General features: G+C 70.8%; 19 protein-coding genes and 1 pseudogene. 13 read left to right on the forward strand and 7 right to left on the reverse strand.

The genetic code is table 11. The features are described from left to right. The first annotated feature begins 58 nt into the window (after nt 1-58). Complete coding sequence (locus tag ABZT06_RS12955) at nt 59-634, forward strand: GNAT family protein (RefSeq protein WP_355739115.1); 576 nt, start codon at nt 59-61, stop codon at nt 632-634. Here the strand turns inward: ABZT06_RS12955 and ABZT06_RS12960 are convergent. Further along, a complete protein-coding gene (locus tag ABZT06_RS12960; RefSeq protein WP_355739118.1) occupies nt 606-1,658 on the reverse strand; it encodes a zinc-dependent alcohol dehydrogenase family protein in 1,053 nt (350 codons plus the stop codon). The genes ABZT06_RS12955 and ABZT06_RS12960 overlap by 29 nt on opposite strands. A 150-nt stretch (nt 1,659-1,808) precedes the next feature. Between ABZT06_RS12960 and ABZT06_RS12965 the strand changes: the two genes are divergently transcribed. Then, nucleotides 1,809-2,048, forward strand: a complete 240-nt coding sequence (locus tag ABZT06_RS12965) for a heavy-metal-associated domain-containing protein (RefSeq protein WP_031037814.1) — start codon at nt 1,809-1,811, stop codon at nt 2,046-2,048. Between the two features lie 71 nt (nt 2,049-2,119). Beyond that, nucleotides 2,120-4,342, forward strand: coding sequence for a heavy metal translocating P-type ATPase (locus tag ABZT06_RS12970; protein WP_355739121.1), 2,223 nt, complete (start codon nt 2,120-2,122; stop codon nt 4,340-4,342). A gap of 658 nt (nt 4,343-5,000) precedes the next feature. Here the strand turns inward: ABZT06_RS12970 and ABZT06_RS12975 are convergent. Next, nucleotides 5,001-6,290: a citrate synthase gene (locus ABZT06_RS12975; protein ID WP_355739124.1), complete on the reverse strand. Its 1,290-nt coding sequence runs from the start codon at nt 6,288-6,290 to the stop codon at nt 5,001-5,003. A 230-nt stretch (nt 6,291-6,520) separates the two neighbouring features. Beyond that, nucleotides 6,521-8,764 carry an ATP-dependent RecD-like DNA helicase gene (locus ABZT06_RS12980; RefSeq protein ID WP_355739127.1) on the reverse strand — a complete coding sequence of 748 codons (2,244 nt, stop codon included), beginning with the start codon at nt 8,762-8,764 and terminating at the stop codon, nt 6,521-6,523. A 282-nt stretch (nt 8,765-9,046) separates the two neighbouring features. Between ABZT06_RS12980 and ABZT06_RS12985 the strand changes: the two genes are divergently transcribed. The 6 genes from ABZT06_RS12985 to ABZT06_RS13010 all read left to right on the forward strand — a co-directional run bounded on the left by ABZT06_RS12985 (nt 9,047) and on the right by ABZT06_RS13010 (nt 16,025). Beyond that, nucleotides 9,047-10,066: a LacI family DNA-binding transcriptional regulator gene (locus ABZT06_RS12985; RefSeq protein ID WP_355739130.1), complete on the forward strand. Its 1,020-nt coding sequence runs from the start codon at nt 9,047-9,049 to the stop codon at nt 10,064-10,066. Further along, entirely contained in the window at nt 10,063-11,589 is a 1,527-nt protein-coding gene (locus ABZT06_RS12990; RefSeq protein WP_355739133.1) for a sugar ABC transporter ATP-binding protein, read from the forward strand. The genes ABZT06_RS12985 and ABZT06_RS12990 overlap by 4 nt, the downstream gene beginning before the upstream one ends. Further along, nucleotides 11,579-13,516: a substrate-binding domain-containing protein gene (locus tag ABZT06_RS12995; protein ID WP_355739136.1), complete on the forward strand. Its 1,938-nt coding sequence runs from the start codon at nt 11,579-11,581 to the stop codon at nt 13,514-13,516. Before ABZT06_RS12990 ends, ABZT06_RS12995 begins: the two co-directional genes overlap by 11 nt. A 66-nt stretch (nt 13,517-13,582) precedes the next feature. Further along, entirely contained in the window at nt 13,583-14,575 is a 993-nt protein-coding gene (locus tag ABZT06_RS13000) for a ribokinase (protein WP_355739139.1), read from the forward strand. Beyond that, complete coding sequence (rbsD, locus tag ABZT06_RS13005; RefSeq protein ID WP_355739142.1) at nt 14,572-14,961, forward strand: D-ribose pyranase; 390 nt, start codon at nt 14,572-14,574, stop codon at nt 14,959-14,961. The genes ABZT06_RS13000 and rbsD overlap by 4 nt, the downstream gene beginning before the upstream one ends. A 197-nt stretch (nt 14,962-15,158) precedes the next feature. Beyond that, the gene (locus ABZT06_RS13010; RefSeq protein WP_355739145.1) at nt 15,159-16,025 is read left to right on the forward strand and encodes a DUF1963 domain-containing protein; all 867 of its coding nucleotides are present in this window, start codon (nt 15,159-15,161) and stop codon (nt 16,023-16,025) included. A 52-nt stretch (nt 16,026-16,077) separates the two neighbouring features. Here ABZT06_RS13010 and ABZT06_RS13015 read toward each other — a convergent pair whose 3' ends face one another. From ABZT06_RS13015 to ABZT06_RS13025, 3 genes are read right to left on the reverse strand one after another with little or no spacing between them, the layout of a single operon-like run. Further along, complete coding sequence (locus ABZT06_RS13015; protein WP_355739147.1) at nt 16,078-16,908, reverse strand: sugar phosphate isomerase/epimerase family protein; 831 nt, start codon at nt 16,906-16,908, stop codon at nt 16,078-16,080. Beyond that, nucleotides 16,905-18,059, reverse strand: coding sequence for a dihydrodipicolinate synthase family protein (locus ABZT06_RS13020; protein WP_355739150.1), 1,155 nt, complete (start codon nt 18,057-18,059; stop codon nt 16,905-16,907). Before ABZT06_RS13020 ends, ABZT06_RS13015 begins: the two co-directional genes overlap by 4 nt. Beyond that, entirely contained in the window at nt 18,056-19,213 is a 1,158-nt protein-coding gene (locus ABZT06_RS13025; protein ID WP_355739152.1) for a Gfo/Idh/MocA family oxidoreductase, read from the reverse strand. The genes ABZT06_RS13020 and ABZT06_RS13025 overlap by 4 nt, the downstream gene beginning before the upstream one ends. Nucleotides 19,214-19,509: 296 nt before the next feature. On the opposite strand from ABZT06_RS13025, the gene ABZT06_RS13030 reads away from it, so the two are divergent. Next, nucleotides 19,510-20,556, forward strand: coding sequence for a LacI family DNA-binding transcriptional regulator (locus tag ABZT06_RS13030; protein ID WP_355739154.1), 1,047 nt, complete (start codon nt 19,510-19,512; stop codon nt 20,554-20,556). A gap of 56 nt (nt 20,557-20,612) precedes the next feature. On the opposite strand, the gene ABZT06_RS13035 is transcribed toward ABZT06_RS13030, so the two are convergent. Continuing rightward, complete coding sequence (locus ABZT06_RS13035) at nt 20,613-21,212, reverse strand: DinB family protein (protein WP_355739156.1); 600 nt, start codon at nt 21,210-21,212, stop codon at nt 20,613-20,615. A gap of 97 nt (nt 21,213-21,309) precedes the next feature. On the opposite strand from ABZT06_RS13035, the gene ABZT06_RS13040 reads away from it, so the two are divergent. The 3 genes and pseudogenes from ABZT06_RS13040 to ABZT06_RS13050 all read left to right on the forward strand — a co-directional run bounded on the left by ABZT06_RS13040 (nt 21,310) and on the right by ABZT06_RS13050 (nt 24,655). Then, nucleotides 21,310-22,104 (forward strand): DUF4253 domain-containing protein, encoded by a 795-nt coding sequence (locus ABZT06_RS13040; protein WP_355739159.1) that lies wholly within the window; start codon nt 21,310-21,312, stop codon nt 22,102-22,104. A 94-nt stretch (nt 22,105-22,198) separates the two neighbouring features. Further along, the gene (locus ABZT06_RS13045; RefSeq protein ID WP_355739161.1) at nt 22,199-22,798 is read left to right on the forward strand and encodes a dihydrofolate reductase family protein; all 600 of its coding nucleotides are present in this window, start codon (nt 22,199-22,201) and stop codon (nt 22,796-22,798) included. 277 nt (nt 22,799-23,075) lie between these two features. Further along, nucleotides 23,076-24,655, forward strand: a pseudogene (locus ABZT06_RS13050) (IS200/IS605 family accessory protein TnpB-related protein). Nucleotides 24,656-24,657 lie beyond the last annotated feature (2 nt).

The following is a 24,657-nucleotide window of genomic DNA, read 5'->3' on the forward strand; positions in this document are numbered from 1 at the left end:
CCGCCGGACCGGCGAAAAACACGGGCCGACTGGGGTCGGTGTCTGACACAGTCGGCCCATGAGCGACTTCTCCGTCAAACCCGTGCTCACCGGCGACAAGACCGTACTGCGGCCGTTCACGGAGGCGGACGCCGAGGTCATGGCGGAGATCATCGAGGACCCCGAGGTCATCCGCTTCACCGGGCCGCCCGCCGCCGAGCTCACCCTGGAGCGGCTGCGGTCCTGGTACGGCTCCCGGTCCGCGCAGACCGACCGTCTCGACCTCGCCGTCACCGACCGCGCCACCGGCGAAGTGGTCGGCGAGGTCGTCCTGTACGAGTGGGACGCCCGTGCCCGCAGCTGTACCTTCCGCACGCTCATCGGCCCCGGGGGCCGTGGCCGCGGGCTCGGCACCGAGGCCACCCGCCTCATCGTCGGCCACGGCTTCGGGCGACTCGGTCTGCACCGGATCGAGTTGGAGGTCTACGGCCACAACGCCCGCGCCCTGCGGGTCTACGAGAAGGCCGGCTTCACGGTCGAGGGCGTGCGACGGGAGGCCGATCTGCGGGACGGTCAGTGGGTGGACTGGGTGGTCATGGGGCTCCTCGACCGCGAGTGGGCCGCCCTCAACGCCCTCCACGCCACGGCTCGATGACCGTCACCCCCGCTCCGGGGGCCGTGCCCATCGCCGCGAGGGCGTCCGGGGCCGCGTCCAGGCCGATCGTGGACGTGACCAGGAGATCGGGCCGCAGCACGCCCGCCCGGACCAGCTCCAGCATCGGCGGGTAGGTGTGGGCGGCCATGCCGTGGCTGCCGAGGAGTTCGAGCTCCAGGGCGATCGCGCGGGCCATGGGGACCGGGGTCCTGCCGTCCGGGGAGGGCAGCAGGCCGACCTGGACGTGCCGGCCGCGGCGGCGCAGGGAGTCGACGGAGGCCGCGCAGGTGGCCGGGGAACCGAGGGCGTCCAGGGACACGTGGGCCCCGCCGCCGGTCAGGTCGCGGATCGCCGCCGCGGTGTCCGGCGTGGTCGTCGCGTCCACGGTGTGCGCCGCGCCGAACGTCCTCGCCAGGTCCAGGGCCCGCGGTGACACGTCCACGGCCACCACCCGGGCCCCGGAAGCCGCCGCGATCATCACCGCGGACAGGCCCACGCCGCCGCAGCCGTGCACCGCGACCCACTCCCCCGCGGTGACCCGCCCCTGCTGCACGACCGCCCTGAACGCCGTGGCGAAACGACAGCCCAGGGACGCGGCCGTGGCGAAGGACATGTCCCGCGGTACGGCCACGAGGTTCACGTCGGCGTGGTCCAGCGCCACGTACTGGGCGAACGAGCCCCAGTGGGTGAAGCCTGGCTGTGTCTGGCGCTCGCAGATCTGGTGGTCGCCGGCCGCGCAGGACGCGCAGGTGCCGCAGGCGCAGACGAAGGGGACGGTCACCCGGTCGCCGGGGTGCCAGCCGCTCACGCGGGGGCCGACCGCCTCCACCACGCCCGCGAGTTCATGGCCCGGCACGTGCGGGAGGGTGATGTCCGGGTCGTGACCCTGCCAGCCGTGCCAGTCGCTTCTGCAGAGACCGGTGGCTTCCACGCGGACCACCACTCCGTGGTCCGCCGGGTGGGGGTCGGGCACCTCCCGGACCTGCGCGGGTTCGCCGTGGTGTTCGAAGACAACCGCTCGCATCTGCGCCTCCATCGCCGTTCTCGTCTGCCGGTACATGGTGACTGGTCACTGATCCGCCACCTCGACCCGGCCGAGCACTCTTGGAGAAATACCCCCTAGGGGTATAGGCTGTGATGCAGTAACCCCACACGCCTCCACGAGGAGAACGACATGACCGCCCAGACCGATACCCCGGGTTCCGTCACCGCCGTCTACAAGGTGAGCGGCATGAGCTGCGGGCACTGCGAGGGTTCCGTTTCCGGTGAGATCTCCGAGATCGCGGGTGTCAGCTCCGTGAAGGCGGTCGCGTCCACCGGTGAGGTGACGGTCGTGTCGGCGGAGCCGCTGGACGAGGAAGCCGTGCGGGCCGCCGTGGACGAGGCCGGTTTCGAGCTCGTGGGCAAGGCCTGACCGCCCCGAGAAGCGCCGCGACAGGCCACCGACGGCCCGTCGCGGCTGAACCGTTTTCTGGAGTAGGGAACATGTCCACCACGGCCCCGATAGCACCCGTGTCCGAAGTCGAGCTCGTCATCGGCGGGATGACCTGCGCCTCCTGTGCCGCCCGGGTCGAGAAGAAGCTCAACCGGATGGACGGCGTCACCGCCACGGTCAACTACGCGACCGAGAAGGCGAAGGTCGCCTACCCCGCGGGGGTCGAGGTCGCCGACCTGATCGCCACCGTCGTGAAGACGGGCTACACGGCGGAGGAACCGGCTCCCGCGGCACAGCGGCCCGACGACCCCGGCCACACGGACCCCGAGCTCACCGCCCTGCGGCAGCGGCTCCTCGTCTCCGTCGCCCTCGCCGTCCCCGTCATCGCGCTCTCCATGGTCCCCGCCCTCCAGTTCGACAACTGGCAGTGGCTCGCGCTGGCCCTCGCCTCGCCCGTCGTCGTCTGGGGCGCGTGGCCCTTCCACAAGGCCACCTGGACGAACACCCGGCATGGCGCGGCCACCATGGACACCCTCGTCTCGGTCGGCACCCTCGCCGCGTTCGGCTGGTCGCTGTGGGCCCTGTTCTTCGGTGACGCGGGGATGCCGGGCATGCGGGAGCGGTTCGAGCTCACCGTCGGCGGCATGGACGGTGCCTCGACGATCTACCTCGAGGTGGCCGCGGGAGTCACCGCCTTCATCCTGCTCGGCCGCTATCTGGAAGCCCGCGCCAAACGCCACGCAGGCGCCGCTCTCAGGGCCCTGATGGAGCTCGGGGCCAAGGACGTCTCCGTACTGCGGGACGGGCGGGAGGTGCGGATCCCGGCGGAGCGGCTGGTCGTCGGGGACCGGTTCGTCGTACGGCCCGGCGAGAAGATCGCGACCGACGGCACCGTCGTCGAGGGCGCCTCCGCCGTGGACGCCGCCCTGCTGACCGGCGAGTCGGTGCCGGTGGACGTCGGCGTCGGGGACGCCGTCACCGGCGCGACCGTCAACGCCGGCGGACGGATCGTCGTCGCCGCGACCCGGGTCGGGGCCGACACGCAGCTCGCGCGGATGGCGCGGCTGGTGGAGGACGCGCAGAACGGCAAGGCGGAGGTGCAGCGGCTGGCCGACCGGGTCGCCGCGGTCTTCGTGCCGGCCGTCATCCTCGTCGCGGCGGCCACCTTCGGGGTCTGGCTGGGCGCCACCGGGGACACTGTCGCCGCGTTCACCGCGGCCGTCGCCGTGCTGATCATCGCCTGTCCGTGCGCGCTGGGCCTGGCCACGCCGACCGCGCTCCTGGTCGGCACCGGGCGCGGCGCCCAGCTCGGCATCCTCATCAAGGGGCCCGAGGTCCTGGAGTCCACGCGGCGCGTCGACACCGTCGTCCTGGACAAGACCGGCACGGTGACCACCGGCCGGATGACCCTCCAGGAGGTCCACGTCGCCCGGGACGCCGACGAGAAGCAGGTGCTGCGGCTCGCGGGCGCCCTGGAGCACGCCTCCGAGCATCCCGTGGCCCGGGCGGTCGCCGTGGGCGCCGAGGAGCGCGTCGGACCGCTGCCGCAGGCCGAGCGGTTCGAGAACGTCCCGGGGAAGGGCGTACGCGGGCGCGTGGAGGGCCGCGAGGTGGCCGTGGGGCGGCTGTTCGACGCGCTGCCCGCCGAGCTGGCCCGGGCGAAGGAAGAAGCCGAGCGGGGCGGTCGTACGGCTGTCGTGGTCGGGTGGGAGGGGGTCGCGTACGGCGTCCTGGCCGTCGCCGACGCGGTCAAGGAGACCAGTGCGCAGGCGGTGCGGTCGTTGCGGGCGCTGGGGCTCACGCCGGTGCTGCTGACCGGGGACAACCGGGTGGTGGCCGAGGCGGTGGCCCGGGCGGTCGGAATCGACGAGGTGATCGCCGAGGTGCTGCCCGAGGACAAGGTCGACGCCGTACGGCGGCTCCAGGGCGAGGGACGGGTCGTCGCGATGGTCGGCGACGGGGTCAACGACGCGGCCGCGCTCGCCGCCGCCGACCTGGGGCTCGCGATGGGGACCGGGACCGACGCGGCGATCGAGGCGGGCGATCTGACGCTGGTGCGCGGGGATCTGCGGGTGGCCGCGGACGCGATCCGGCTCTCGCGGCGCACGCTGTCCACGATCAAGGGCAATCTCGTGTGGGCCTTCGGCTACAACGTGGCCGCGCTGCCGCTGGCGGCGGCCGGGCTGCTGAACCCGATGATCGCCGGGGCGGCGATGGCCTTCTCCTCGGTGTTCGTGGTGACCAACAGCCTGCGGCTGCGTGCCTTCCGTTGAGGATTCCTTTGACGGACCCCCTCTGGAGTCCCGGGCCACGCTCACATAAGCTCTTCACAAGACTCGCGCATCGTCCTTACGCCGGAGTCCCGTTCGCTGTATCCGGGCTCTTGCGTATCTAACGGACATTTGCAAGAGACGCAGATCACAGTGATGCGAACGTAACCATCGAAGGGGTTCGAAGGTCTAAGTTGGCGATGTCAGGCAGCGTCTTGGGGGGCGTTGACCTGGCGTCTGAGGATGTCTTGGGGGACTTCCTCGGAGCTGCGTTGCCGGGGCACGCACTTAGGGAAGCTTTGAGCGGCCCTCCCGACCGTGCGCTGTCCCGGCAGACCGCACACTGGAGTAGTACGAGGAGTTTTGCTCGTTCTGCTCAACAGCACTGACAGCAGTACCGAAAAGACAGCGAATTCAGGCGCTGGTCTCTCAGACGCCCGGCCGGATCCCGTGGGGGGAATCCGCACCGGGACATGGGAAGGCGCCCTGGACGCCGGCCCGTGGGGGGACCGTCGCCAGGGCGCCTTCCGCTTTTCGCTTCGCGGATCGAGCCGGGGGTTCGTGGAGCTTCAGGTCATCGCCCGGCCACCCGCCGGTGGGGGCTGGTCGCGCAGTTCCCCGCGCCCCTGAAAAAACAGGTCAGCCCCGGCACCGGCGTCTGTCAGCGCTGCTCCACCGGCACGAAGTCCCGCTCCACCACGCCCGTGTAGATCTGGCGCGGGCGGCCGATGCGGGAGCCCGGCTCCTTGATCATCTCGTGCCACTGGGCGATCCAGCCCGGGAGACGGCCGAGGGCGAACAGGACCGTGAACATCTCGGTCGGGAAGCCCATGGCGCGGTAGATCAGGCCCGTGTAGAAGTCGACGTTCGGGTAGAGGCTGCGCGAGACGAAGTAGTCGTCGGAGAGCGCGTGCTCCTCCAGCTTGAGCGCGATGTCCAGCAGCTCGTCGGACTTGCCGAGAGCGGAGAGGACGTCGTGCGCCGCCGCCTTGATGATCTTGGCACGCGGGTCGAAGTTCTTGTAGACCCGGTGGCCGAAGCCCATCAGCCGGACGCCGTCCTCCTTGTTCTTCACCTTGCGGATGAAGGAGTCGACGTCACCGCCGGAGGTCTGGATACCCTCCAGCATCTCCAGCACGGACTGGTTGGCGCCGCCGTGCAGCGGGCCCCACAGGGCGTTGATGCCGGCGGAGATCGACGCGAACATGTTCGCCTGGGACGAGCCGACGAGGCGGACCGTCGAGGTCGAACAGTTCTGCTCGTGGTCCGCGTGCAGGATGAGCAGCTTGTCCAGGGCGGAGACGACGACCGGGTCGGGCTCGTACTCCTGCGCGGGGACCGAGAAGGTCATGCGCAGGAAGTTCTCGACGTAACCGAGGTCGTTGCGCGGGTAGACGAACGGGTGACCGATCGACTTCTTGTAGGCGTACGCCGCGATCGTCGGAAGCTTGGCGAGCAGGCGGATCGTCGAGAGGTTGCGCTGCTTCTCGTCGAAGGGGTTGTGGCTGTCCTGGTAGAACGTGGACAGCGCGGAGACGACCGACGACAGCATGGCCATCGGGTGCGCGTCCCGCGGGAAGCCGCGGTAGAAGTTCTTGACGTCCTCGTGCAGCAGGGTGTGCTGCGTGATGTCGTTCTTGAACAAGGAGAGCTCGTCGACGGTCGGGAGCTCGCCGTTGATCAGCAGGTAGGCGACCTCCAGGAACGTGGAGCGCTCGGCCAGCTGCTCGATCGGGTAGCCGCGGTACCGGAGGATGCCGGCTTCGCCGTCGAGATAGGTGATGGCGGATTTATACGCGGCGGTGTTGCCGTAGCCGCTGTCCAGGGTGACCAGACCGGTCTGGGCGCGGAGCTTCCCGATGTCGAAGCCCTTGTCGCCGACGGTGCTGTCGATCACCGGGTAGGTGTACTCGCCATCGCCGTACCGCACTACTACAGAGTTGTCGCTCACGTCATCCCTCACCGACGTTGTGCCTCTTCTTCGAGGTTGCCCTGACTGTCTCTACCATCCCCCATTTGGCGCAGGAGAGTGCACTCGGGGTCGGCCGTTGGGCGTATCAGCGGCACTGAGTGCCGCCAACTTCCTCATCCTGCCCCTCCCCACCCGCTTCCGGAAGGGCTCTGTGACCCACGTGACTCATTTGATCGATCATTTTTGTACTGCCTCACGATTGACGCTCGTCACCGGCCCGAGAGCCGGAAGTCCAGCGCCGTACAGCGCCGTCCCGCCGAGACCGTGCGCACCGCCTGACCGATCGCCTTGCGCGAACCGACGAGGACGACCAGTTTCTTCGCCCGGGTGACCGCCGTGTACAGCAGGTTCCGCTGCAGCATCATCCAGGCGCTGGTGGTGACCGGGATCACCACGGCCGGATACTCGCTGCCCTGGGAACGGTGAATGGTCACCGCGTACGCGTGGGCCAGTTCGTCCAGTTCATCGAACTCGTACGGCACCTCCTCGTCCTCGTCCGTCAGCACGGTGAGGCGCTGGTCGACCGGGTCGAGGGAGGTGACCACACCCACGGTGCCGTTGAAGACGCCGTTGGTGCCCTTCTCGTAATTGTTGCGAATCTGGGTGACCTTGTCGCCGACCCGGAAGACCCGGCCGCCGAACCGCTTCTCGGCGAGGTCGGGGCGGCCCGGGGTGATGGCCTGCTGGAGCAGGCCGTTGAGGGTGCCGGCGCCGGCGGGGCCGCGGTGCATGGGGGCGAGCACCTGGACGTCCCGGCGCGGGTCGAGGCCGAATTTGGCCGGAATCCGACGGGCCGCCACATCCACGGTGAGCCGGCCGACCTCCTCCGTGTCGTCCTCGACGAAGAGGAAGAAGTCCTTCATGCCGTCGGTGACGGGGTGCTGCCCGGCGTTGATCCGGTGCGCGTTGGTCACGACGCCGGACTGCTGGGCCTGCCGGAACACGCGCGTCAGGCGCACCGCGGGGACCGGGCCGCCGTCGGCGAGAAGGTCGCGCAGGACCTCTCCGGCGCCGACACTGGGCAGTTGGTCCACATCGCCGACGAACAGCAGATGCGCCCCGGGTGGCACGGCCTTCACCAGCTTGTTGGCGAGCAGCAGGTCCAGCATGGACGCCTCGTCGACCACCACCAGGTCGGCGTCGAGCGGGCGGTCCTTGTCGTAGGCCGCGTCTCCGCCGGGCTTCAGCTCCAGGAGCCGGTGCACGGTGGAGGCGTCGGCGCCGGTGAGTTCGGCGAGGCGCTTGGCGGCCCGCCCGGTGGGGGCGGCGAGGACGATCCTGGCCTTCTTGGCGCGGGCCAGCTCCACGATCGAGCGGACCGTGAAGGACTTGCCGCAGCCGGGGCCGCCGGTGAGGACGGCGACCTTCTCGGTCAGCGCGAGCCTGACGGCGGCCTCCTGCTCGGGCGCGAGCTCCACTCCGGTACGGGACTTCAGCCAGCCCAGCGCCTTGTCCCAGGCCACGTCACGGAAGGCCGGCATCCGGTCCTGGTCGGTGCGCAGGAGGCGCAACAGCTGGGCGGACAGGGAGAGTTCGGCACGGTGGAAGGGCACCAGGTAGACGGCGGTGACCTCCTGGCCGTCGGGGCCGGGCAGCTTCTCGCGTACGACCCCGGGCTCGCCGGACTCCTCATCCGGCAGGGCGAGTTCGGCGAGGCACTCGATGACCAGGCCGGTGTCGACCTGGAGGAGCTTGACCGCGTCGGCGATCAGCTGTTCCTCGGGGAGGAAGCAGTGCCCCTGGTCGGTGGACTGCGAAAGGGCGTACTGGAGACCGGCTTTCACCCGCTCCGGGCTGTCGTGCGGGATGCCGACGGACTGGGCGATCTTGTCGGCGGTGAGGAAGCCGATGCCCCAGACGTCGGAGGCAAGCCGGTAGGGCTGGTTCTTCACGACGGAGATCGAGGCGTCGCCGTACTTCTTGTAGATGCGCACGGCGATGGAGGTGGACACCTCGACGGTCTGGAGGAAGAGCATGACCTCCTTGATCGCCTTCTGCTCCTCCCAGGCGTCGGCGATCTTCTTGGTGCGCTTGGGGCCGAGGCCGGGGACCTCGACGAGCCGCTTCGGCTCCTCCTCGATGATCTTCAGGGTGTCGATGCCGAAGTGCTGGGTGATGCGGTCGGCGAAGACGGGCCCGATGCCCTTGACGAGCCCTGAGCCGAGATAGCGGCGGATGCCCTGGACTGTGGCCGGCAGGACGGTCGTGTAGTTCTCCACGGTGAACTGCTTGCCGTACTGCGGATGGGAGCCCCAACGCCCCTCCATCCGCAGGGACTCCCCCACCTGGGCGCCGAGCAGCGCGCCGACGACGGTGAGGAGGTCACCGCCGCCCCTGCCGGTGTCGACGCGGGCGACGGTGTAGCCGTTCTCCTCGTTGGCGTACGTGATCCGCTCCAGTACGCCTTCCAACGTCGCCAATCGGCGGTCCGCCTCTGCCTCTTGCCTGGCCATGATCCGACGGTACCGGCCAGGTCCGACAGCGGGAGCGGCTCCCGCCTTTCAGCCCGATCACCCACGTGTCAAACCACGTGCTCCGCTCCAGTACGCCTTCGAGAACGGCCGGTCGCCGTCCGCCCGTGGAGGCCCCCGCCTGATCGGTCTCGATCCGACGCGGTGCCCCCGAGGTCAGACATCACGATCCGGTCTCGGGGTCTTGCCAACCCGCCGTGTAATCGATTCCAATCCTCGGTACACGAAGTCGTGTAATCGATTCCACGAGGAGGTGGAGCGGCGATGGCGAGTATCAAGGATGTCGCTGCCGAGGCGGGGGTCTCCGTCGCCACGGTCTCGCGTGTCCTGAACGACCATCCGTCGGTCAGCGCGGACGCACGCACCCGCGTGCTGGCCGCCGTCGAGACCCTGGGCTACCGCCCGAACGCCGTCGCCCGCTCCCTGCGCACCGACCAGACCCACACCCTCGGCCTGGTCATCAGCGACGTCATGAACCCCTACTTCACCGAGCTGGCCCGCTCCGTCGAGGAGGAGGCCCGCGCGCTGGGGTACAGCGTGATCATCGGGAACGCCGACGAACGGCCGGAACTTCAGGACCACCACGTACGGAACCTGCTGGACCGGCGGATCGACGGGCTCCTCGTCTCCCCCACCGACGGCGGCTCCCCGCTGATGCTGGACGCCGTGCGCGCGGGCACGCCGATGGTGTTCGTGGACCGGTGGATCCCGGGCGTGGCCGTGCCGGTCGTCAGGGCCGACGGGCGGGCCGCCGTGCGCGACCTCGTCGCCCATCTGCACGGCCTCGGGCACCGCAGGCTCGCCATCATCGCGGGCCCGGCGGCGACCACCACCGGCCAGGAACGTGTCGCGTCCTTCCGGGAGGCCCTTGAGGCGTACGGCCTGGAGCTGCCCGACGCCTACATAGGGCAGGGCGACTTCCAGGCCGAGAGCGGACGGCGGGTCACCGAGGGCTTCCTCGACCTGTCCGAGCCGCCCGAGGTCGTCTTCGCGGCCGACAACCTGATGGCGCTCGGCGCCCTGGACGCCGTACGCGCGCGTGGGCTGCGCGTGCCGGAGGACCTCGCCCTGGCCGCGTTCGACGACATCCCGTGGTTCGTGCACACCGATCCGCCGATCACCGCGATCGCCCAGCCCACGGGCGAGCTGGGGCGGGCCGCCGTGCGCGCGCTCGTCGACCGCATCGAGGGCCGGCCGCCCGAGTCGGTCACCCTTCCCGCCCGTCTCGTCGTCCGCCGTTCCTGCGGCGAGGACCCCAACCCTGTGCAAAGGAGCACGTCGTGAGCAACGAGGACGAGTTGCTGCGCATCGAGGGCATCCGTAAGACCTTCCCCGGCGTGGTCGCGCTCGACGGCGTCGACTTCGACCTGCGCCGGGGCGAGGTGCACGTACTGCTCGGTGAGAACGGCGCCGGCAAGAGCACGCTCATCAAGATGCTGTCGGGCGCCTACCACCCCGACGAGGGCCGCGTTCTGGTGGACGGCGAGGAGGTGCACATCCGCGGGGCGCAGGACGCCGAGCGGCTGGGCATCGCCACCATCTACCAGGAGTTCAACCTGGTACCGGATCTGACCGTCGCCGAGAACATCTTCCTGGGCCGGCAGCCGCGCCGGCTCGGGATGATCGACCGGAAGCGGATGGAGGCCGACGCCGAGGTGCTGCTGAAGCGCGTCGGAGTCAACGTCTCGCCCCGCGCGCGGGTGCGTGAACTCGGTATCGCCCGGCTCCAGATGGTCGAGATCGCCAAGGCGCTCAGCCTGGACGCGCGCGTACTGATCATGGACGAGCCGACCGCCGTGCTCACCTCCGAGGAGGTCGACAAGCTCTTCGCGATCGTGCGCACGCTCCGCGAGGACGGGGTCGGGATCGTCTTCATCACCCACCACCTGGAGGAGATCGCCGCCCTGGGCGACCGGGTCACGGTCATCCGGGACGGCAGGTCCGTCGGACAGGTGCCCGCCTCCACGCCCGAGGACGAGCTCGTACGCCTGATGGTGGGGCGTTCGATCGAGCAGCAGTACCCGCGCGAGCGCGGCGACACCGGAGCGGCCCTGCTCAAGGTCGAGGGCCTCACCCGCGACGGCGTCTTCCACGACATCGGCTTCGAGGTGCACGCCGGTGAGGTGGTCGGCATCGCCGGGCTGGTCGGCGCGGGCCGTACCGAGGTCGTGCGGGCCGTGTTCGGCGCGGACCCCTACGACAGGGGGGCCGTGAAGGTCTCCGGGGCCGCCCTCAAGGGGCATGACGTGGGCGCCGCGATGGCGGCCGGGATCGGGCTGATCCCGGAGGACCGCAAGGGCCAGGGCCTGGTGCTCGACCAGTCGGTCGAGGAGAACCTGGGACTGGTGACCATGCGGGCCGCCACGCGCGCGGGGCTCGTCGACCTCAAGGGTCAGCGGGAGGCGGCCGCGCGGATCGCCGAGCAGCTCGGGGTCCGGATGGCGGGCCTGCACCAGCATGTGCGGACGCTTTCCGGCGGCAACCAGCAGAAGGTCGTCATCGGCAAGTGGCTGCTCGCCGACACCAAGGTGCTGATCCTCGACGAGCCCACGCGCGGGATCGATGTCGGCGCCAAGGTCGAGATCTACCAGCTCATCAATGAGCTGACGGCTCAAGGGGCCGCCGTCCTCATGATCTCCAGCGATCTGCCCGAGGTGCTCGGCATGAGCGACCGGGTGCTGGTGATGGCCCAGGGCCGGATCGCCGGCGAACTCGACGCCGACGAGGCCACGCAGGACTCCGTGATGGCACTCGCCGTCAGCACGAACACCGTCAAGACCGAGAAGGAGGCCCCCGGTGGCCACTGACACGCTCAAGAGCGGGGCGAGCGCGGGTGGCCTGCGCCGTCTCCTGCTCGACAACGGCGCGCTGACCGCGCTGATCGTCCTCGTCATCGCCATGTCGGCGCTGTCCGGCGACTTCCTGACCACCGACAACCTGCTCAACGTCGGCGTCCAGGCGGCCGTGACCGCCATCCTCGCCTTCGGTGTGACCTTCGTGATCGTCTCTGCGGGCATCGACCTGTCGGTGGGCTCGGTGGCGGCCCTGTCGGCCACCGTCCTCGCCTGGAGCGCGACGTCCCACGGGGTGCCGGTCTTCATAGCCGTCGTCCTCGCCGTCGTGACCGGCGTCGCCGCCGGTCTCGTCAACGGCTTCCTGATCGCGTACGGCAAACTCCCGCCGTTCATCGCGACTTTGGCGATGCTCTCGGTGGCGCGCGGTCTGTCGCTGGTGATCTCCGAGGGCTCCCCGATCGCCTTTCCCGACTCCGTCTCGCACCTCGGTGACACGCTCGGCGGCTGGCTGCCGGTGCCCGTCCTCGTCATGGTCGTCATGGGGCTCCTCGCGGCCTTCGTGCTGGGCCGGACCTACATCGGGCGCTCCATGTACGCGATCGGCGGCAACGAGGAGGCGGCCCGACTCTCCGGCCTGAGGGTGAAGAAGCAGAAGCTCGCCATCTACGCCTTCTCCGGTGTCTTCGCCGCCGTCGCCGGTGTCGTGCTCGCCGCGCGGCTGTCCTCGGCGCAGCCGCAGGCCGCCGACGGCTACGAGCTGGACGCGATCGCCGCGGTCGTCATCGGCGGTGCCTCGCTCGCGGGCGGCACCGGCAAGGCCTCGGGGACGCTGATCGGCGCGCTGATCCTCGCGGTGCTGCGCAACGGCCTCAACCTGCTGAACGTGTCCGCGTTCTGGCAGCAGGTCGTCATCGGTGTCGTCATCGCGCTGGCGGTGCTCCTCGACACCCTGCGCCGCAAGGCGGGGGCGACCCCGGTGGCCGGGGCCTCGCAGGGCGGCAAGGGGCGCCAGGCGGCGACGTACGGTCTCGCGGCCGTGGTCACCGTGGCGGTCGTCGGCGCGACCTCCTTCCTGCACAACGGCTCGTCCTCGACGGGCAACCCGAAGGTGGGCCTGTCGCTGTCGACCCTCAACAACCCGTTCTTCGTGCAGATCCGGTCGGGCGCCCAGGCCGAGGCGAAGAAGCTGGGCGTGGACCTGACCGTCACGGACGCCCAGAACGACGCCTCCCAGCAGGCCAACCAGCTCCAGAACTTCACCAGTTCGAGCCTCGGCGCGATCATCGTCAACCCGGTCGACTCGGACGCGGCCGGCAATTCGGTGAAGGCCGCCGACAAGGCGAAGATCCCGGTCATCGCGGTGGACCGGGGCGTCAACAAGGCTTCGGTGGACGCGCTGGTCGCCTCCGACAACGTCGCCGGCGGTGAGCTCGCCGCCAAGTCCATCGGCGAGAAGCTCGGCGGCAAGGGCAAGATCGTGATCCTCCAGGGTCAGGCCGGTACGTCGGCGGCCCGTGAGCGCGCCGAGGGTTTCGCCAACGGCCTCAAGGCGTACCCGGGCATCCAGGTCGTCGCGCAGCAGCCCGCCGACTTCGACCGCACCAAGGGCCTCGACGTGATGTCGAACCTGCTCCAGGCCCACCCGGACGTCCAGGGCGTCATCGCCGCCAACGACGAGATGGCGCTCGGCGCGATCAAGGCGCTGGGCTCCAAGGCCGGTAAGTCGGTCTCGGTGGTCGGCTTCGACGGCACCCCGGACGGGCTGACCGCGGTGAAGAACGGCACGTTGTTCGCATCCGTGGCACAGCAGCCCTCGCAGCTGGGCAAAATCGCGGTGGACAACGCGCTGAGGGCCCTTCAGGGCAAGAAGGTCGAGGAGACGATCAAGGTGCCGGTGAAGGTGGTCACGAAGGAGAACGTGGCCGGTTTCACGGGCTGACGACGGCGTAAGGGCGGGCGGTCGCTTCGACCGCCCGCCCCGCGTCACTGACTAGGGGAGTCACTCATGTACGACTACGACCTTCTGGTCGTAGGGTCGGCCAACGCCGACCTGGTGATCGGCGTGGAGCGACGGCCGGGGGCCGGCGAGACGGTGCTCGGCTCGGACCTGGCCGTGCACCCGGGGGGCAAGGGCGCCAACCAGGCGGTCGCGGCGGCCCGGTTGGGCGCGCGTACGGCGTTGCTGGCCCGCGTCGGCGACGACGGGCACGGCCGGCTGCTGCTGGACTCGCAGCGGGCGGCCGGGGTCGACACGGTGGGCGTGCTGGTGGGCGGTGCGCCGACGGGGGTCGCCCTGATCACCGTCGACCCTTCGGGGGACAACAGCATCGTCGTCTCACCGGGTGCCAACGGGCGCCTCACGCCGGGGGACGTACGGGCCGCGGTCAGCCTCTTCCACGCCTCCCGGGTGGTGTCGACCCAGCTGGAGATCCCGCTGGAGACGGTCGTGGAGGTCGTACGGAACCTGTCGCCGGACAGCCGGTTCGTGCTGAACCCGTCGCCGCCGCGGCCGTTGCCCACCGAGGTGCTGGCCGCCTGCGACCCGCTGATCGTCAACGAGCACGAGGCGAAGGTGATCCTCGGGGACGCGTGCGTGAGCGAGGCGCCGGAGGACTGGGCGCGGCTGCTGCTCGCGAAGGGGCCGCGGTCGGTGGTGGTGACGCTGGGTGCGGAGGGGTCGCTCGTGGCGTCCTCGCCCGGGGGCGTGACCCGGGTGGCGTCGGTGAAGGTGGACGCCGTGGACACCACGGGGGCCGGGGACGCCTTCACGGCGGCGCTGGCGTTCCGGCTCGGGGAGGGTGCCTCCCTGGCGGAGGCTGCCGCGTACGCGTCCCGGGTCGGGGCGGTCGCGGTGACCCGGAAGGGCGCGCAGGACTCCTTCCCCACGTCGGAGGAGGTCGAGGCCCTGTGCTGTGCCGACCCGGGGGACGACCCCCGGACCCCCGGCAGTAGGCCGGACGAGGCCCCTGGGGCGACGCGGCGAGGTGAGTCCCTGTGAAGAAGGCCGGAATACTGAACCGTCATCTCTCCGGCGCGCTCGCCGAGCTGGGGCACGGGGACGGGGTGCTGGTGTGCGACGCCGGCATGCCGATCCCCGACGGGCCGCACGTGGTCGACCTGGCCTTCCGGGCCGGGGTGCCGTCCTTCGCGGAGGTCCTCGACGGGCTGCTCGCCGAGCTGGTCGTGGAGGGGGGCACGGCGGCGGAGGAGGTGCGGGACGCCAACCCGGCGGCCGCGGAGCTGCTGGAGGCCCGCCTACCCGAACTGCACCTGGTCTCCCACGAGAAGCTCAAGGAGCTGTCGGCGGGGGCGCGGCTGGTCGTGCGCACGGGGGAGGCACGGCCGTACGCGAACGTGCTGCTGCGCTGCGGGGTCTTCTTCTGACGCCCCGCCCGCGGAGATGTTTCGAGGGGCCCGGTCCATGGACCGGGCCCCTCGGTTTTCCCTCCCCGTCAGAACCCCCGCGATCCCCCCGGATCCCCCTCCAAGAGTCCTGATGCCAAGTACGACCGGCGATGTGGGGGAAGGGTTGTACGGGTCCACGGGATTTTTTTGTCAGTGCCCGGCCCTAGGTTTCCCTCATGACTCCTGACGAGATGCGAGAGAGATTAGGGCCCTTCCGGGACAAGGCGCTCGCGCGCGGGATACCCGCCGAGGACGTGGAGCGGTGGATGGACACCGTCCGGCCCTGCGCGACGCTGGCCGAGGGCGGGGACGGGCCGGTGGTGGGGCGGTTCGGAGGGCCGTTGATGCTTCCCGTCGGGACACCGCACCCCTTCCACCCCTTCGTCGCGTCCATCGACCTCGCGGCGCTGCCCGCCGGTGCGACGGACCTTCCGCTGCCGCCCGACGGCCACCTGCTGCTGTTCGCCTATCCCGAGGACTTCGGAGACGGGGACACCATGGGCAGTGTGGTGTACGTCCCCGCGGGGACCGCTGTGGAGGAGCGGGACAAGGAGGGGTGGGCCTGGTTCGACAACGACGACGAGTACCAGGAGGTCTTCGCGCAGTTCCCGCAGGAGCAGCTCCGGGCGACGGTCGACGTCTCGCTGCCGTACCACCACTGGGTCGAGATACCCGAGGAGCCCCGCTGGGTGCCGCTGCCCGGGCATCCGCATTCCGAGGAACTGGCCGCGGTGTGGCGCGAGACCCACGGCGACATCGTCTCCTCGGGGCGGCTCCAGCTCGGTGGGTACGCCGATCAGGAGGCCATCGACACGGACCCCGTGGGGCAGGCCATGTCGTACGCGCTCGACGAGGCGCAGGCGGGGCGCTGGGGCGGCGGCGAGCCGGTGTCGGCCGACCTCGCGGACTGGGTACTGCTCGCCGACTGGACGCCCTGGATCGACGGGCTGGAGGGCGCCACCGTCCACTGGGCCGTGCAGCGCGCGGACCTGGCCGCCCGGCGCTTCGACCGCACCTTCACGACGGTGGACTGGAATCCGTAGGGCTCACGGTCCCCACCCAGGGTCCGACGGGGTGGGGACCGCGGACACTCCGTCACTCGGTGTGCGCCACGAACCGTTCCGCGGTCTCGGCGAGGACCTCGCGGCCGTCCCGGGCCCACAGGGCGTCGTTGAAGAGCTCCACCTCGATGGCGCCCGTGTACCCGGCCGCCTCGACGTACCGCTGCCACTCCCGCATGTCGATCGCGCCGTCACCGATCTGGCCGCGGCCGTTCAGCACGCCCTCCGGCAGCGGGGTCGTCCAGTCCGCGAGCTGGAAGGTGTGGATACGGCCGCCCGCGCCCGCCCGGGCGATCTGCGCGGGCGCGTTGTCGTCCCACCAGATGTGGTACGTGTCCACCGTGACGCCGACCTGGCGGGCGGGGAAGCGCTCCGCCAGGTCGAGGGCCTGGGTGAGCGTGGAGACCACACAGCGGTCCGAGGCGTACATGGGGTGCAGCGGCTCGATGGCCAGCCTCACCCCATGCTCCTCGGCGTACGGGCCGAGGACGGACAGGGCGTCCGCGATGCGCTCGCGGGCGCCGTGCAGGTCCTTCGAGCCGGCCGGGAGGCCGCCGGAGACCAGCACCAGGGTGTCGGTGCCCAGCGTCGCCGCCTCGTCGACCGCGCGCCGGTTGTCGTCCAGTGCGGCGGCCCGCTCGTCCGGGTCGATCGCCGTGAAGAAACCGCCGCGGCACAGGGTGGTCACGGTCAGACCCGCGTCGCGGACCAGCTTGGCCGTCTCCTCGACGCCGTACGACTGGACGGGCTCGCGCCACAGGCCGACGTTGCCGATGCCCAGGTCGCGGCAGGCGTCGACCAGGTCCGGGATCGACAGCTGCTTGACCGTCATCTGGTTGATCGAGAAGCGGGACAGGTCGGTCACTGGGTCACCCCGTACAGGGACAGCAGGTTCTTCATGCGCTCCTCGGCCAGCTTCGGGTCCGGGAACAGGCCCAGGCCGTCGGCGAGTTCGTAGGCGCGCGCGAAGTGCGGGAGGGAGCGGGCCGACTGGAGGCAGCCGACCATCGTGAAGTGCGACTGGTGCCCGGCCAGCCAGGCCAGGAAGACCACGCCCGTCTTGTAGAAGCGGGTCGGCGCCTGAAAGAGATGGCGGGACAACTCGACCGTGGGGTCGAGGAGTTCGCGGAAGCCCTTGGCGTCGCCGGTGTCCAGGACGCGGACCGCCTCGGCCGCGAGCGGGCCCAGCGGGTCGAAGATGCCGAGCAGGGCGTGGGAGAAGCCCTGGTCGTCGCCCGCGATCAGCTCGGGGTAGTTGAAGTCGTCGCCGGTGTAGCAGCGGACGCCCTGCGGGAGGCGGCGCCGGATGTCGATCTCGCGCTGGGCCTCCAGGAGCGAGACCTTGATGCCGTCGACCTTGTCGGGGTGGGCCGCGATGACCTGGAGGAACGTGTCCGTGGCCGCGTCGAGGTCGCTGGAGCCCCAGTAGCCCTCCAGGGCGGGGTCGAACATCGGGCCCAGCCAGTGCAGGATGACCGGCTCGGTGGCCTGGCGCAGGAGGTGGCCGTAGACCTCCAGGTAGTCCTCGGGGCCCGTGGCGGCCGCCGCGAGAGCCCGGGAGGCCATCAGGATGGCCTGCGCGCCGGACTCCTCGACGAGGGCGAGCTGCTCCTCGTAGGCCGCGCGGACCTCGTCCAGGGTCGCGGGGCCGGTGAGCTGGTCGGTGCCGACGCCGCAGGCGATGAGACCGCCGACCGACTTGGCCTCGGCGGCGCTGCGGCGGATGAGCTCGGCCGCGCCCGCCCAGTCCAGGCCCATCCCGCGTTGGGCGGTGTCCATGGCCTCGGCGACACCGAGCCCGTGCGACCACAGGTGGCGGCGGAAGGCGAGGGTGGCGTCCCAGTCGACGGCGGCCGGGGAGTCCGGCGTGGAGTCGGCGAACGGGTCGGCGACGACGTGCGCCGCCGAGAAGACCGTACGGGAGGTGAAGGGGGTTCCCGGGGTGGCGGCGAAGGGTTCCTTGCGGGGCTCGTAGGCCCTGAAGCCCCCCTTGAAGTCAGGGAGTTGGATCGTCACAGCGAGATCTCCGGTACGTCGAGACGGCGGCCCTGCGCCGAGGACTTCAGGCCCAGTTCGGCGAGCTGGACGCCGCGGGCGCCGGCGAGGAGGTCCCACTGGTAGGGGGCGTCGGCGTAGACGTGCTTGAGGAAGAGCTCCCACTGGGCCTTGAAGCCGTTGTCGAAGTCCGCGTTGTCGGGAACTTCCTGCCACTGGTCGCGGAAGGACTCGGTGACCGGGATGTCCGGGTTCCAGACCGGCTTCGGGGTGGCGGAGCGGTGCTGGACGCGGCAGTTGCGCAGACCGGCGACCGCGGAGCCCTCGGTGCCGTCGACCTGGAACTCGACGAGCTCGTCGCGGTTGACGCGGACGGTCCAGGAGGAGTTGAACTGGGCGATCGCACCGCCTTCGAGTTCGAAGATGCCGTACGCGGCGTCGTCGGCGGTGGCGTCGTAGGGCTTGTCGTTCTCGTCCCAGCGCTGCGGGATGTGGGTGGCGGTCAGGGCCTGGACCGACTTCACGCGGCCGAAGAGCTCGTGGAGCACGTACTCCCAGTGCGGGAACATGTCGACAACGATGCCACCGCCGTCCTCGGCCCGGTAGTTCCAGCTCGGACGCTGGGCCTGCTGCCAGTCGCCCTCGAAGACCCAGTAGCCGAACTCGCCGCGGATCGAGAGGATCCGGCCGAAGAAGCCGCCGTCGATGAGGCGCTTCAGCTTGAGCAGGCCCGGCAGGAAGAGCTTGTCCTGGACCACGCCGTGCTTGATGCCCTTCGCCTCGGCGAGGCGGGCCAGCTCCAGGGCGCCGTCGAGGCCGGTGGCGGTGGGCTTCTCGGTGTAGATGTGCTTGCCGGCGGCGATCGCCTTCTTGATGGACTCCTCGCGCGCGGAGGTCACCTGGGCGTCGAAGTAGATCTCGACGGTCGGGTCGGCGAGGACCGCGTCCACGTCGGTGGAGACGTTCGCCGGGTCCAGGCCGTGCTGCTCGGCGAGGGCCTTCAGCGCGTGCTCACGGCGGCCCACGAGGATCGGCTCGGGCCACAGCACGTTGCCGTCGCCGAGGTCGAGACCGCCCTGCTCGCGGATGGCGAGGATCGAGCGGACGAGGTGCTGGCGGTAGCCCATGCGCCCCGTCACACCGTTCATGGCGATACGCACCGTCTTGCGTGTCACGTCATTCCCTTCATAGGAGTCGTACGCGGTTGTGCGCGCCGCGCACGCTCCACTGATGAGCGTTACAGCAAGCGCTTTCTATCTACGAAGAAGCTAGCCTCTGACCACCGGTCTGGACAAGACCGCAAACGGCGTGAGTTGTTCGAGGGGGCGAACAACTGGGAGTGGGGGGCTTAAGGTCGGCTCGGAACCGGGCCGTGGGGGCCCGCGTGTACGACGGAGTACGACTTGGATGCGCTGAGGCGCCTGGGCACCACGCCAGGACACGCCGAGGCGCGCGACCGGAGGACGACGAGATGACGGTGACCCTGGCGGACGTGGCGGCCCGCGCCCAGGTCTCCCCCGCGACGGTGTCGCGCGTACTGAACGGGAACTACCCCGTGGCCGCGTCCACCCGTGAGCGGGTGCTGCGGGCCGTGGACGAGCTGGACTACGTGCTGAACGGGCCGGCGAGCTCGCTCGCCGCCGCCACCTCGGATCTCGTCGGGATCCTCGTGAACGACATCGCCGACCCCTTCTTCGGGATCATGGCCGGCGCGATCCAGTCGGAGATCGGCGGGCCGGGCGGGCGCGCGGGTGGTGAGCGGCTCGGGGTCGTCTGCAACACCGGGGGTTCCCCGGAGCGGGAGCTGACGTATCTCACCCTGCTCCAGCGGCAGCGGGCGGCGGCGGTCGTGCTGACGGGTGGGGCGACGGAGGCGGCGCCGCACCAGGCCGCGATGTCCGCCAAGCTGCGGAAACTGGCGGACGCGGGGACGCGGATCGTGCTGTGCGGGCGGCCGCCGGCGCCGGAGACCGGGGCGTTCGCGCTGACCTTCGACAACCGGGGCGGGGGTCGCGAGCTGACGGAACACCTCATCGGGCTCGGGCACCGGCGCCTCGGGTACATCGCGGGCCCCGAGGAGCGGACGACGACCCGGCACCGGCTGGAGGGACACCGGGCGGCGCTGGCGGCGCACGGCATCGAGGAGGACCCTCGGTGGACCGTGCACGGCCGCTACGACCGGCGGTCCGGGTACGAGGCCACGCTGGAGCTGCTGCGGCGGGATCCGTCGCTCACGGCTGTGGTGGCCGCGAACGACTCCGTCGCGCTGGGGGCGTGTGCGGCGCTGCGGGACTCGGGGCTGCGGATTCCGGACGACGTGTCCGTCGCCGGGTTCGACGACCTGCCGTTCAGCATCGACGCGGTGCCCGCGCTGACGACGGTGCGGTTGCCGTTGGCGGAGGCGGGGGCCCGGGCGGGGCGGATCGCGATGGGGCGGGAGGAGCCGCCGCCCGGGGGGATCGCGACGGTGCGGGGGGAGTTGATGGTGCGGGGGTCTTCGGGGGTGCCGCGGGCCTGAACAGGTGCGGGCCGGTGGGGGCTGGGCGCGCAGTTCCCCGCGCCCCTTAGGTGGGTTCAGTTGCCTGAATCCCCCGCGGAAGCCTTTCTCGCCGCCGCCTCCACCCGGTTCCGGTGTTGCTCCCACCAATCCCCGTCCCCCGGCGCCATGTTGTCCCCCTCCGCCCGCTGCCCCACCGACCCGTCGACGAGTTCGCGTACGACGTCGGCGTGGCCGACGTGGCGGTGGCTCTCGGCGATCATGTGGATCAGGATGCGGTGGAGGGTGAGTTCGGAGTGCGGGGGCCAGGGGACTCGGCCCACGGTGTCCAGCGGGAGGGTGTCAAGGGTTTCGTCCGCGTGGGCGCAGGCCCGGCGGTAGCCGTCGACTATGTGCTCGCGGGTCTCCTCGGCGGTCGCCCACAGGTCGGCGTTCGGCTCGGCGGCACCGGTGATCCACAGGGGCTGGGCCCCGGGGAGCGGCCGGCCGAAGGTCTCGCCGAAGTAGCTCGCCTCGGCACCGGTGAGGTGCTTGACCAGTCCCAGGAGGTTGGTGCCGGTCGGGGTGAGAGGGCGGCGGACGTCGTACTCGGAGAGGCCGTCGAGCTTCAGGAGCAGGGAGTCGCGGGCGTCCTGAAGGTAGAGGCGAAGGTCGGTGGCGGAGTCTGTGGTGGTCATCGGGCCAGTCTGTCGGCGGCGTGATCGCTGTCCACCGAATTCGGGGGCCGCCGGGTCCGGAAGGTCTGTTGTCAGTGGTCCCCTCTATCGTCCGGGCATGGTCTTTTCCCTGCCCGACGGGTTGCCCCCGGGGCGGTTCGAGCGACGGGGTCCGACGGAGGTCTGGATCTCCGACGAACTGCCGGACGACATGGAGGAGTTGTGGGCGGATCTGCTGAGGCAGGCCGTCGTCACCGGGCTGCACCCGCACCTGTGCTGGCCCGACGACCCCGCACGGCCCGCGGATCCGGCCGCCGCCGACGCCGTACGCCTGGAGGAGGTCCTCGCGGCCGACTTCGCGGAGTACCGGGAGCGGCGACTGCCGTCCTGGTCCGATCCCTCCACCGCGGAGCCCTCCGACGACACCCCGGAGGACGTCGAGCCCTGGCCGCACGATCCGGGACCGCCGTTCGAGAGCTGGCCGGGCCTCGCGCCCGCCGGTCCGGACACCGGTACCGGTCCGGGCCCCGAGGAGGTGGCGGGTCGTACCGTCGCGGATCTCCTGCGCACGGGGCCGTACGCGAGCTCGCTCAGCCTCGTCCTCGTCCCCGCCCGCAGCTCCGCCGACGTCCCGGCCGTGATCGGCTGGACCAACGACCCGCCGATGCCTCTCATGGGAGCCCTGCTGCGGAGCTGGGAGGAGCGGTTCGGGGCCCGGGTCGTGGCCGCGTACGGCGCTGAGCTGTATGTCTCCGTCGCCCGGCCGCCGCTCGACCCGGCGGATGCCGAGAGACTCGCCCTGGAGCATGTCCTGTCCACCGCGGACAACATCGTGGACGACCCGCCGACGCCGTTCCCGGAGTACGCGCGCGAACTGGTGGGGCGGACGGAGTGGCGTTTCTGGTGGGACTGAGCCGGAGGACGCCGTACGCTCCCCGCACCGATGAGTTCCGTGCCCCGCCCCGGTCTGCACTGCCGTAATCGACCAAGAACTGGAGTGAGTCCCCATGCGTATCGTGGTCAGTGAGTTCATCAGTCTGGACGGGGTCGTGCAGGCGCCCGGCGGGCCCGAGGAGGACACCGACGGCGGGTTCGCGCACGGTGGCTGGTCGCACCCCTACTTCGACCCGGAGGTGCTCGGACCGGCGTTCACGGAGGGGATGGAGCGGGCCGAGGCGCTGCTGTACGGGCGGCGGACGTATCTGACGATGGCGGGGGCCTGGCCGGAGCGCGCGGGGGACCCCTTCGCCGACCGGCTGAACGCCCTGAAGAAGTACGTCGTCACGGACACCCTCGACGACTCCGAGCTGACCTGGAACAACACCGAGCGCATCCCCGGCTCCGAGGCCGTCGCGCGCATCCGTGAGCTGCGGGAGCGGGAGGGCGGCGAGCTGGCGATGATGGGCAGCCCCACCCTCGTCCGGACCCTGATCGGCGAGGGGCTCGTCGACGAGCTCCAGCTCATCGTGATGCCGGTGCTGCTCGGCGGCGGCAAGTCGATCTTCCCGGAGGACGGGGCGAAGCGGCCGTTCGAGCTGGTGTCGACCGTCAGCGGGAAGACCGGCGTGCAGGTGTGCGTGTACCGGCCAGCCGCCGAGGGTTCTTAACTGCTGGCGACGTAGTGAGCAGAGTGAGTGTGGGTGAGTGCCGGGGGCGCATGTGCGGGGCTGGTTATCCGCGGTGCGCCGGGGATGTTCGCTGCTGCCGTGGGGGTGTCTGAGGTCGAGGCCCTGAGGGGAACGGGAGTTCTTGGGGCGAACGGGTGACCTTTGCAGACGGTGCTCGTTGACTGCGGTGACGGGGTCTCGAACTGCGGGCGGGGGTGAAGGGGTGGGCGGGCTGCGGGAGGTGGTGGCGTCGTTCGTGGTGCCCGCTCCGGCTGGGGTGGCTATTCGGGATCGGCTGCGGGTGTCTGAGGCGGATGCAGCGGTGCTGGCCGAGGTCGGGGGGTTCCTGGGGTCGCTGGCGGCTGGTGATCTCGCGGAGCGCTGCCGGCAGGGGCCGGCGCATGATGCGGCCTCCTGGGCGGTGCGCAAAAGGTCGCTGACGGGGAGGTCGTCGGCTCGGTGGGCGGGCAGTATCACCAAGGCCACGCATGATCAGTGGGCGCTGGCCCGGCGCGGGCAGGCCGCCCACATGGCCTGGCTGCGGGGGCAGATCGCGTCCATCGAGGCGCGGCTGGCCCGGCCCCTGGGTGCCAAGGCCGACAAGCGCGCGGGGCTGGTACGCGGGTACGGCTCGCGCGGTGAGTGGCATGCCAAATCCCGCCGCCTGCGGACCCTGAAGTCCCGCCTCGCGACGGCCGAGGCGGACTGGGCGGCGGGCCGGGTGCGGGTGGTGCGCGGCGGCAGACGCCTCGCGAACGCCCGCCACCACCTTCAGGCGGCCGGACTGGACGAGCAGGCATGGCGCCGACGCTGGCAGGCGGAGCGCATGTTCCTGGCCGCGGACGGGGAAACGGGCAAGCGCTTCGGCAACGAGACGATCCGCGTCACCGGCACCGGACAGGTCTCCCTCAAGCTCCCGGCCCCGCTGGCCTACCTGGCCAACGCACCCCACGGCCGGTACGTCCTCGACGCCACCGTGGCGTTCCAGCACCGGGGTCAGGAATGGCTCGACCGGATCACCGTCAACCGGGCGGTGGCCTACCGCATCCACCACGACACGGCACGCGGCCGCTGGTATGTCACCGCGTCCTGGCAGCGCGCCGCCACCCCCACCCTGCCGTTGGAGGCGGCACTGGCCCGGGGAGTGGTGGCCGTGGACATGAACGACGATCACCTCGCCGCCTGGCACCTCGATGTGCACGGCAACCCGGTCGGCGAGCCGCAGCGCTTTTTCTACGACCTCACCGGCAGCACCCAGCACCGGGACGCGCAGATCCGGCACGCACTGAGCAGGCTGCTGCACCACACCCGGCGCTGCGGGGCCGCAGCGATCGCTATCGAGGACCTCGACTTCAGCGACGGCACCAGCCGCGAGAAGCACGGCCGTAACAAGCGTTTCCGCCGCCTCATCTCGCGTTTCCCCACCGCGAAGCTCAGGTCCCGGCTGGTGTCGATGGCCGCCGAGCAGGACATCGCCGTCGTCGCGGTCGACCCCGCCTACACCAGCCGCTGGGGCGCGCAGCACTGGCAGAAACCGCTGACCACCACGACTCGCAGGATTTCCCGGCACGATGCGGCAAGCATCGCGGTCGGGCGACGCGCCCTCGGGCATCCGATCCGGCGACGGACGACACCGCCCCGTCCCACCAGAGTGATGGTGCGGGGCATCGGACCGTCCAGGCCCGACCGGACACCCGTCGGCGTGAGGAAACCCGCCCCCATATTCCCGGACCACGCACCGGATGCGCGCCGCCGGGCCGTGGAGCGAAAGCGGGCGACCAGGGTGCCCAACACCGTTCGGGGCACACGGCTGAGCATGGGTTCTGGCAACAGGACTCACTCCCGCTCAGTCTTTAGGA

It is taken from the genome of Streptomyces sp. NPDC005483 (genome assembly GCF_040606035.1).
GTDB lineage: Bacteria > Actinomycetota > Actinomycetes > Streptomycetales > Streptomycetaceae > Streptomyces.

Excerpts from the sequence above, each read along its gene's own strand:
- ABZT06_RS12980 (WP_355739127.1), bottom strand. The coding sequence starts at position 8,764 with ATGGCCAGGCAAGAGGCAGAGGCGGACCGCCGATTGGCGACGTTGGAA.
- ABZT06_RS12955 (WP_355739115.1), top strand. The coding sequence starts at position 59 with ATGAGCGACTTCTCCGTCAAACCCGTGCTCACCGGCGACAAGACCGTA.
- ABZT06_RS13035 (WP_355739156.1), bottom strand. The coding sequence starts at position 21,212 with ATGACCACCACAGACTCCGCCACCGACCTTCGCCTCTACCTTCAGGAC.
- ABZT06_RS12970 (WP_355739121.1), top strand. The coding sequence starts at position 2,120 with ATGTCCACCACGGCCCCGATAGCACCCGTGTCCGAAGTCGAGCTCGTC.
- ABZT06_RS12960 (WP_355739118.1), bottom strand. The coding sequence starts at position 1,658 with ATGCGAGCGGTTGTCTTCGAACACCACGGCGAACCCGCGCAGGTCCGG.
- ABZT06_RS13010 (WP_355739145.1), top strand. The coding sequence starts at position 15,159 with ATGACTCCTGACGAGATGCGAGAGAGATTAGGGCCCTTCCGGGACAAG.
- ABZT06_RS13045 (WP_355739161.1), top strand. The coding sequence starts at position 22,199 with ATGCGTATCGTGGTCAGTGAGTTCATCAGTCTGGACGGGGTCGTGCAG.
- ABZT06_RS13000 (WP_355739139.1), top strand. The coding sequence starts at position 13,583 with ATGTACGACTACGACCTTCTGGTCGTAGGGTCGGCCAACGCCGACCTG.
- ABZT06_RS13040 (WP_355739159.1), top strand. The coding sequence starts at position 21,310 with ATGGTCTTTTCCCTGCCCGACGGGTTGCCCCCGGGGCGGTTCGAGCGA.
- ABZT06_RS13030 (WP_355739154.1), top strand. The coding sequence starts at position 19,510 with ATGACGGTGACCCTGGCGGACGTGGCGGCCCGCGCCCAGGTCTCCCCC.
- ABZT06_RS12985 (WP_355739130.1), top strand. The coding sequence starts at position 9,047 with ATGGCGAGTATCAAGGATGTCGCTGCCGAGGCGGGGGTCTCCGTCGCC.
- ABZT06_RS12965 (WP_031037814.1), top strand. The coding sequence starts at position 1,809 with ATGACCGCCCAGACCGATACCCCGGGTTCCGTCACCGCCGTCTACAAG.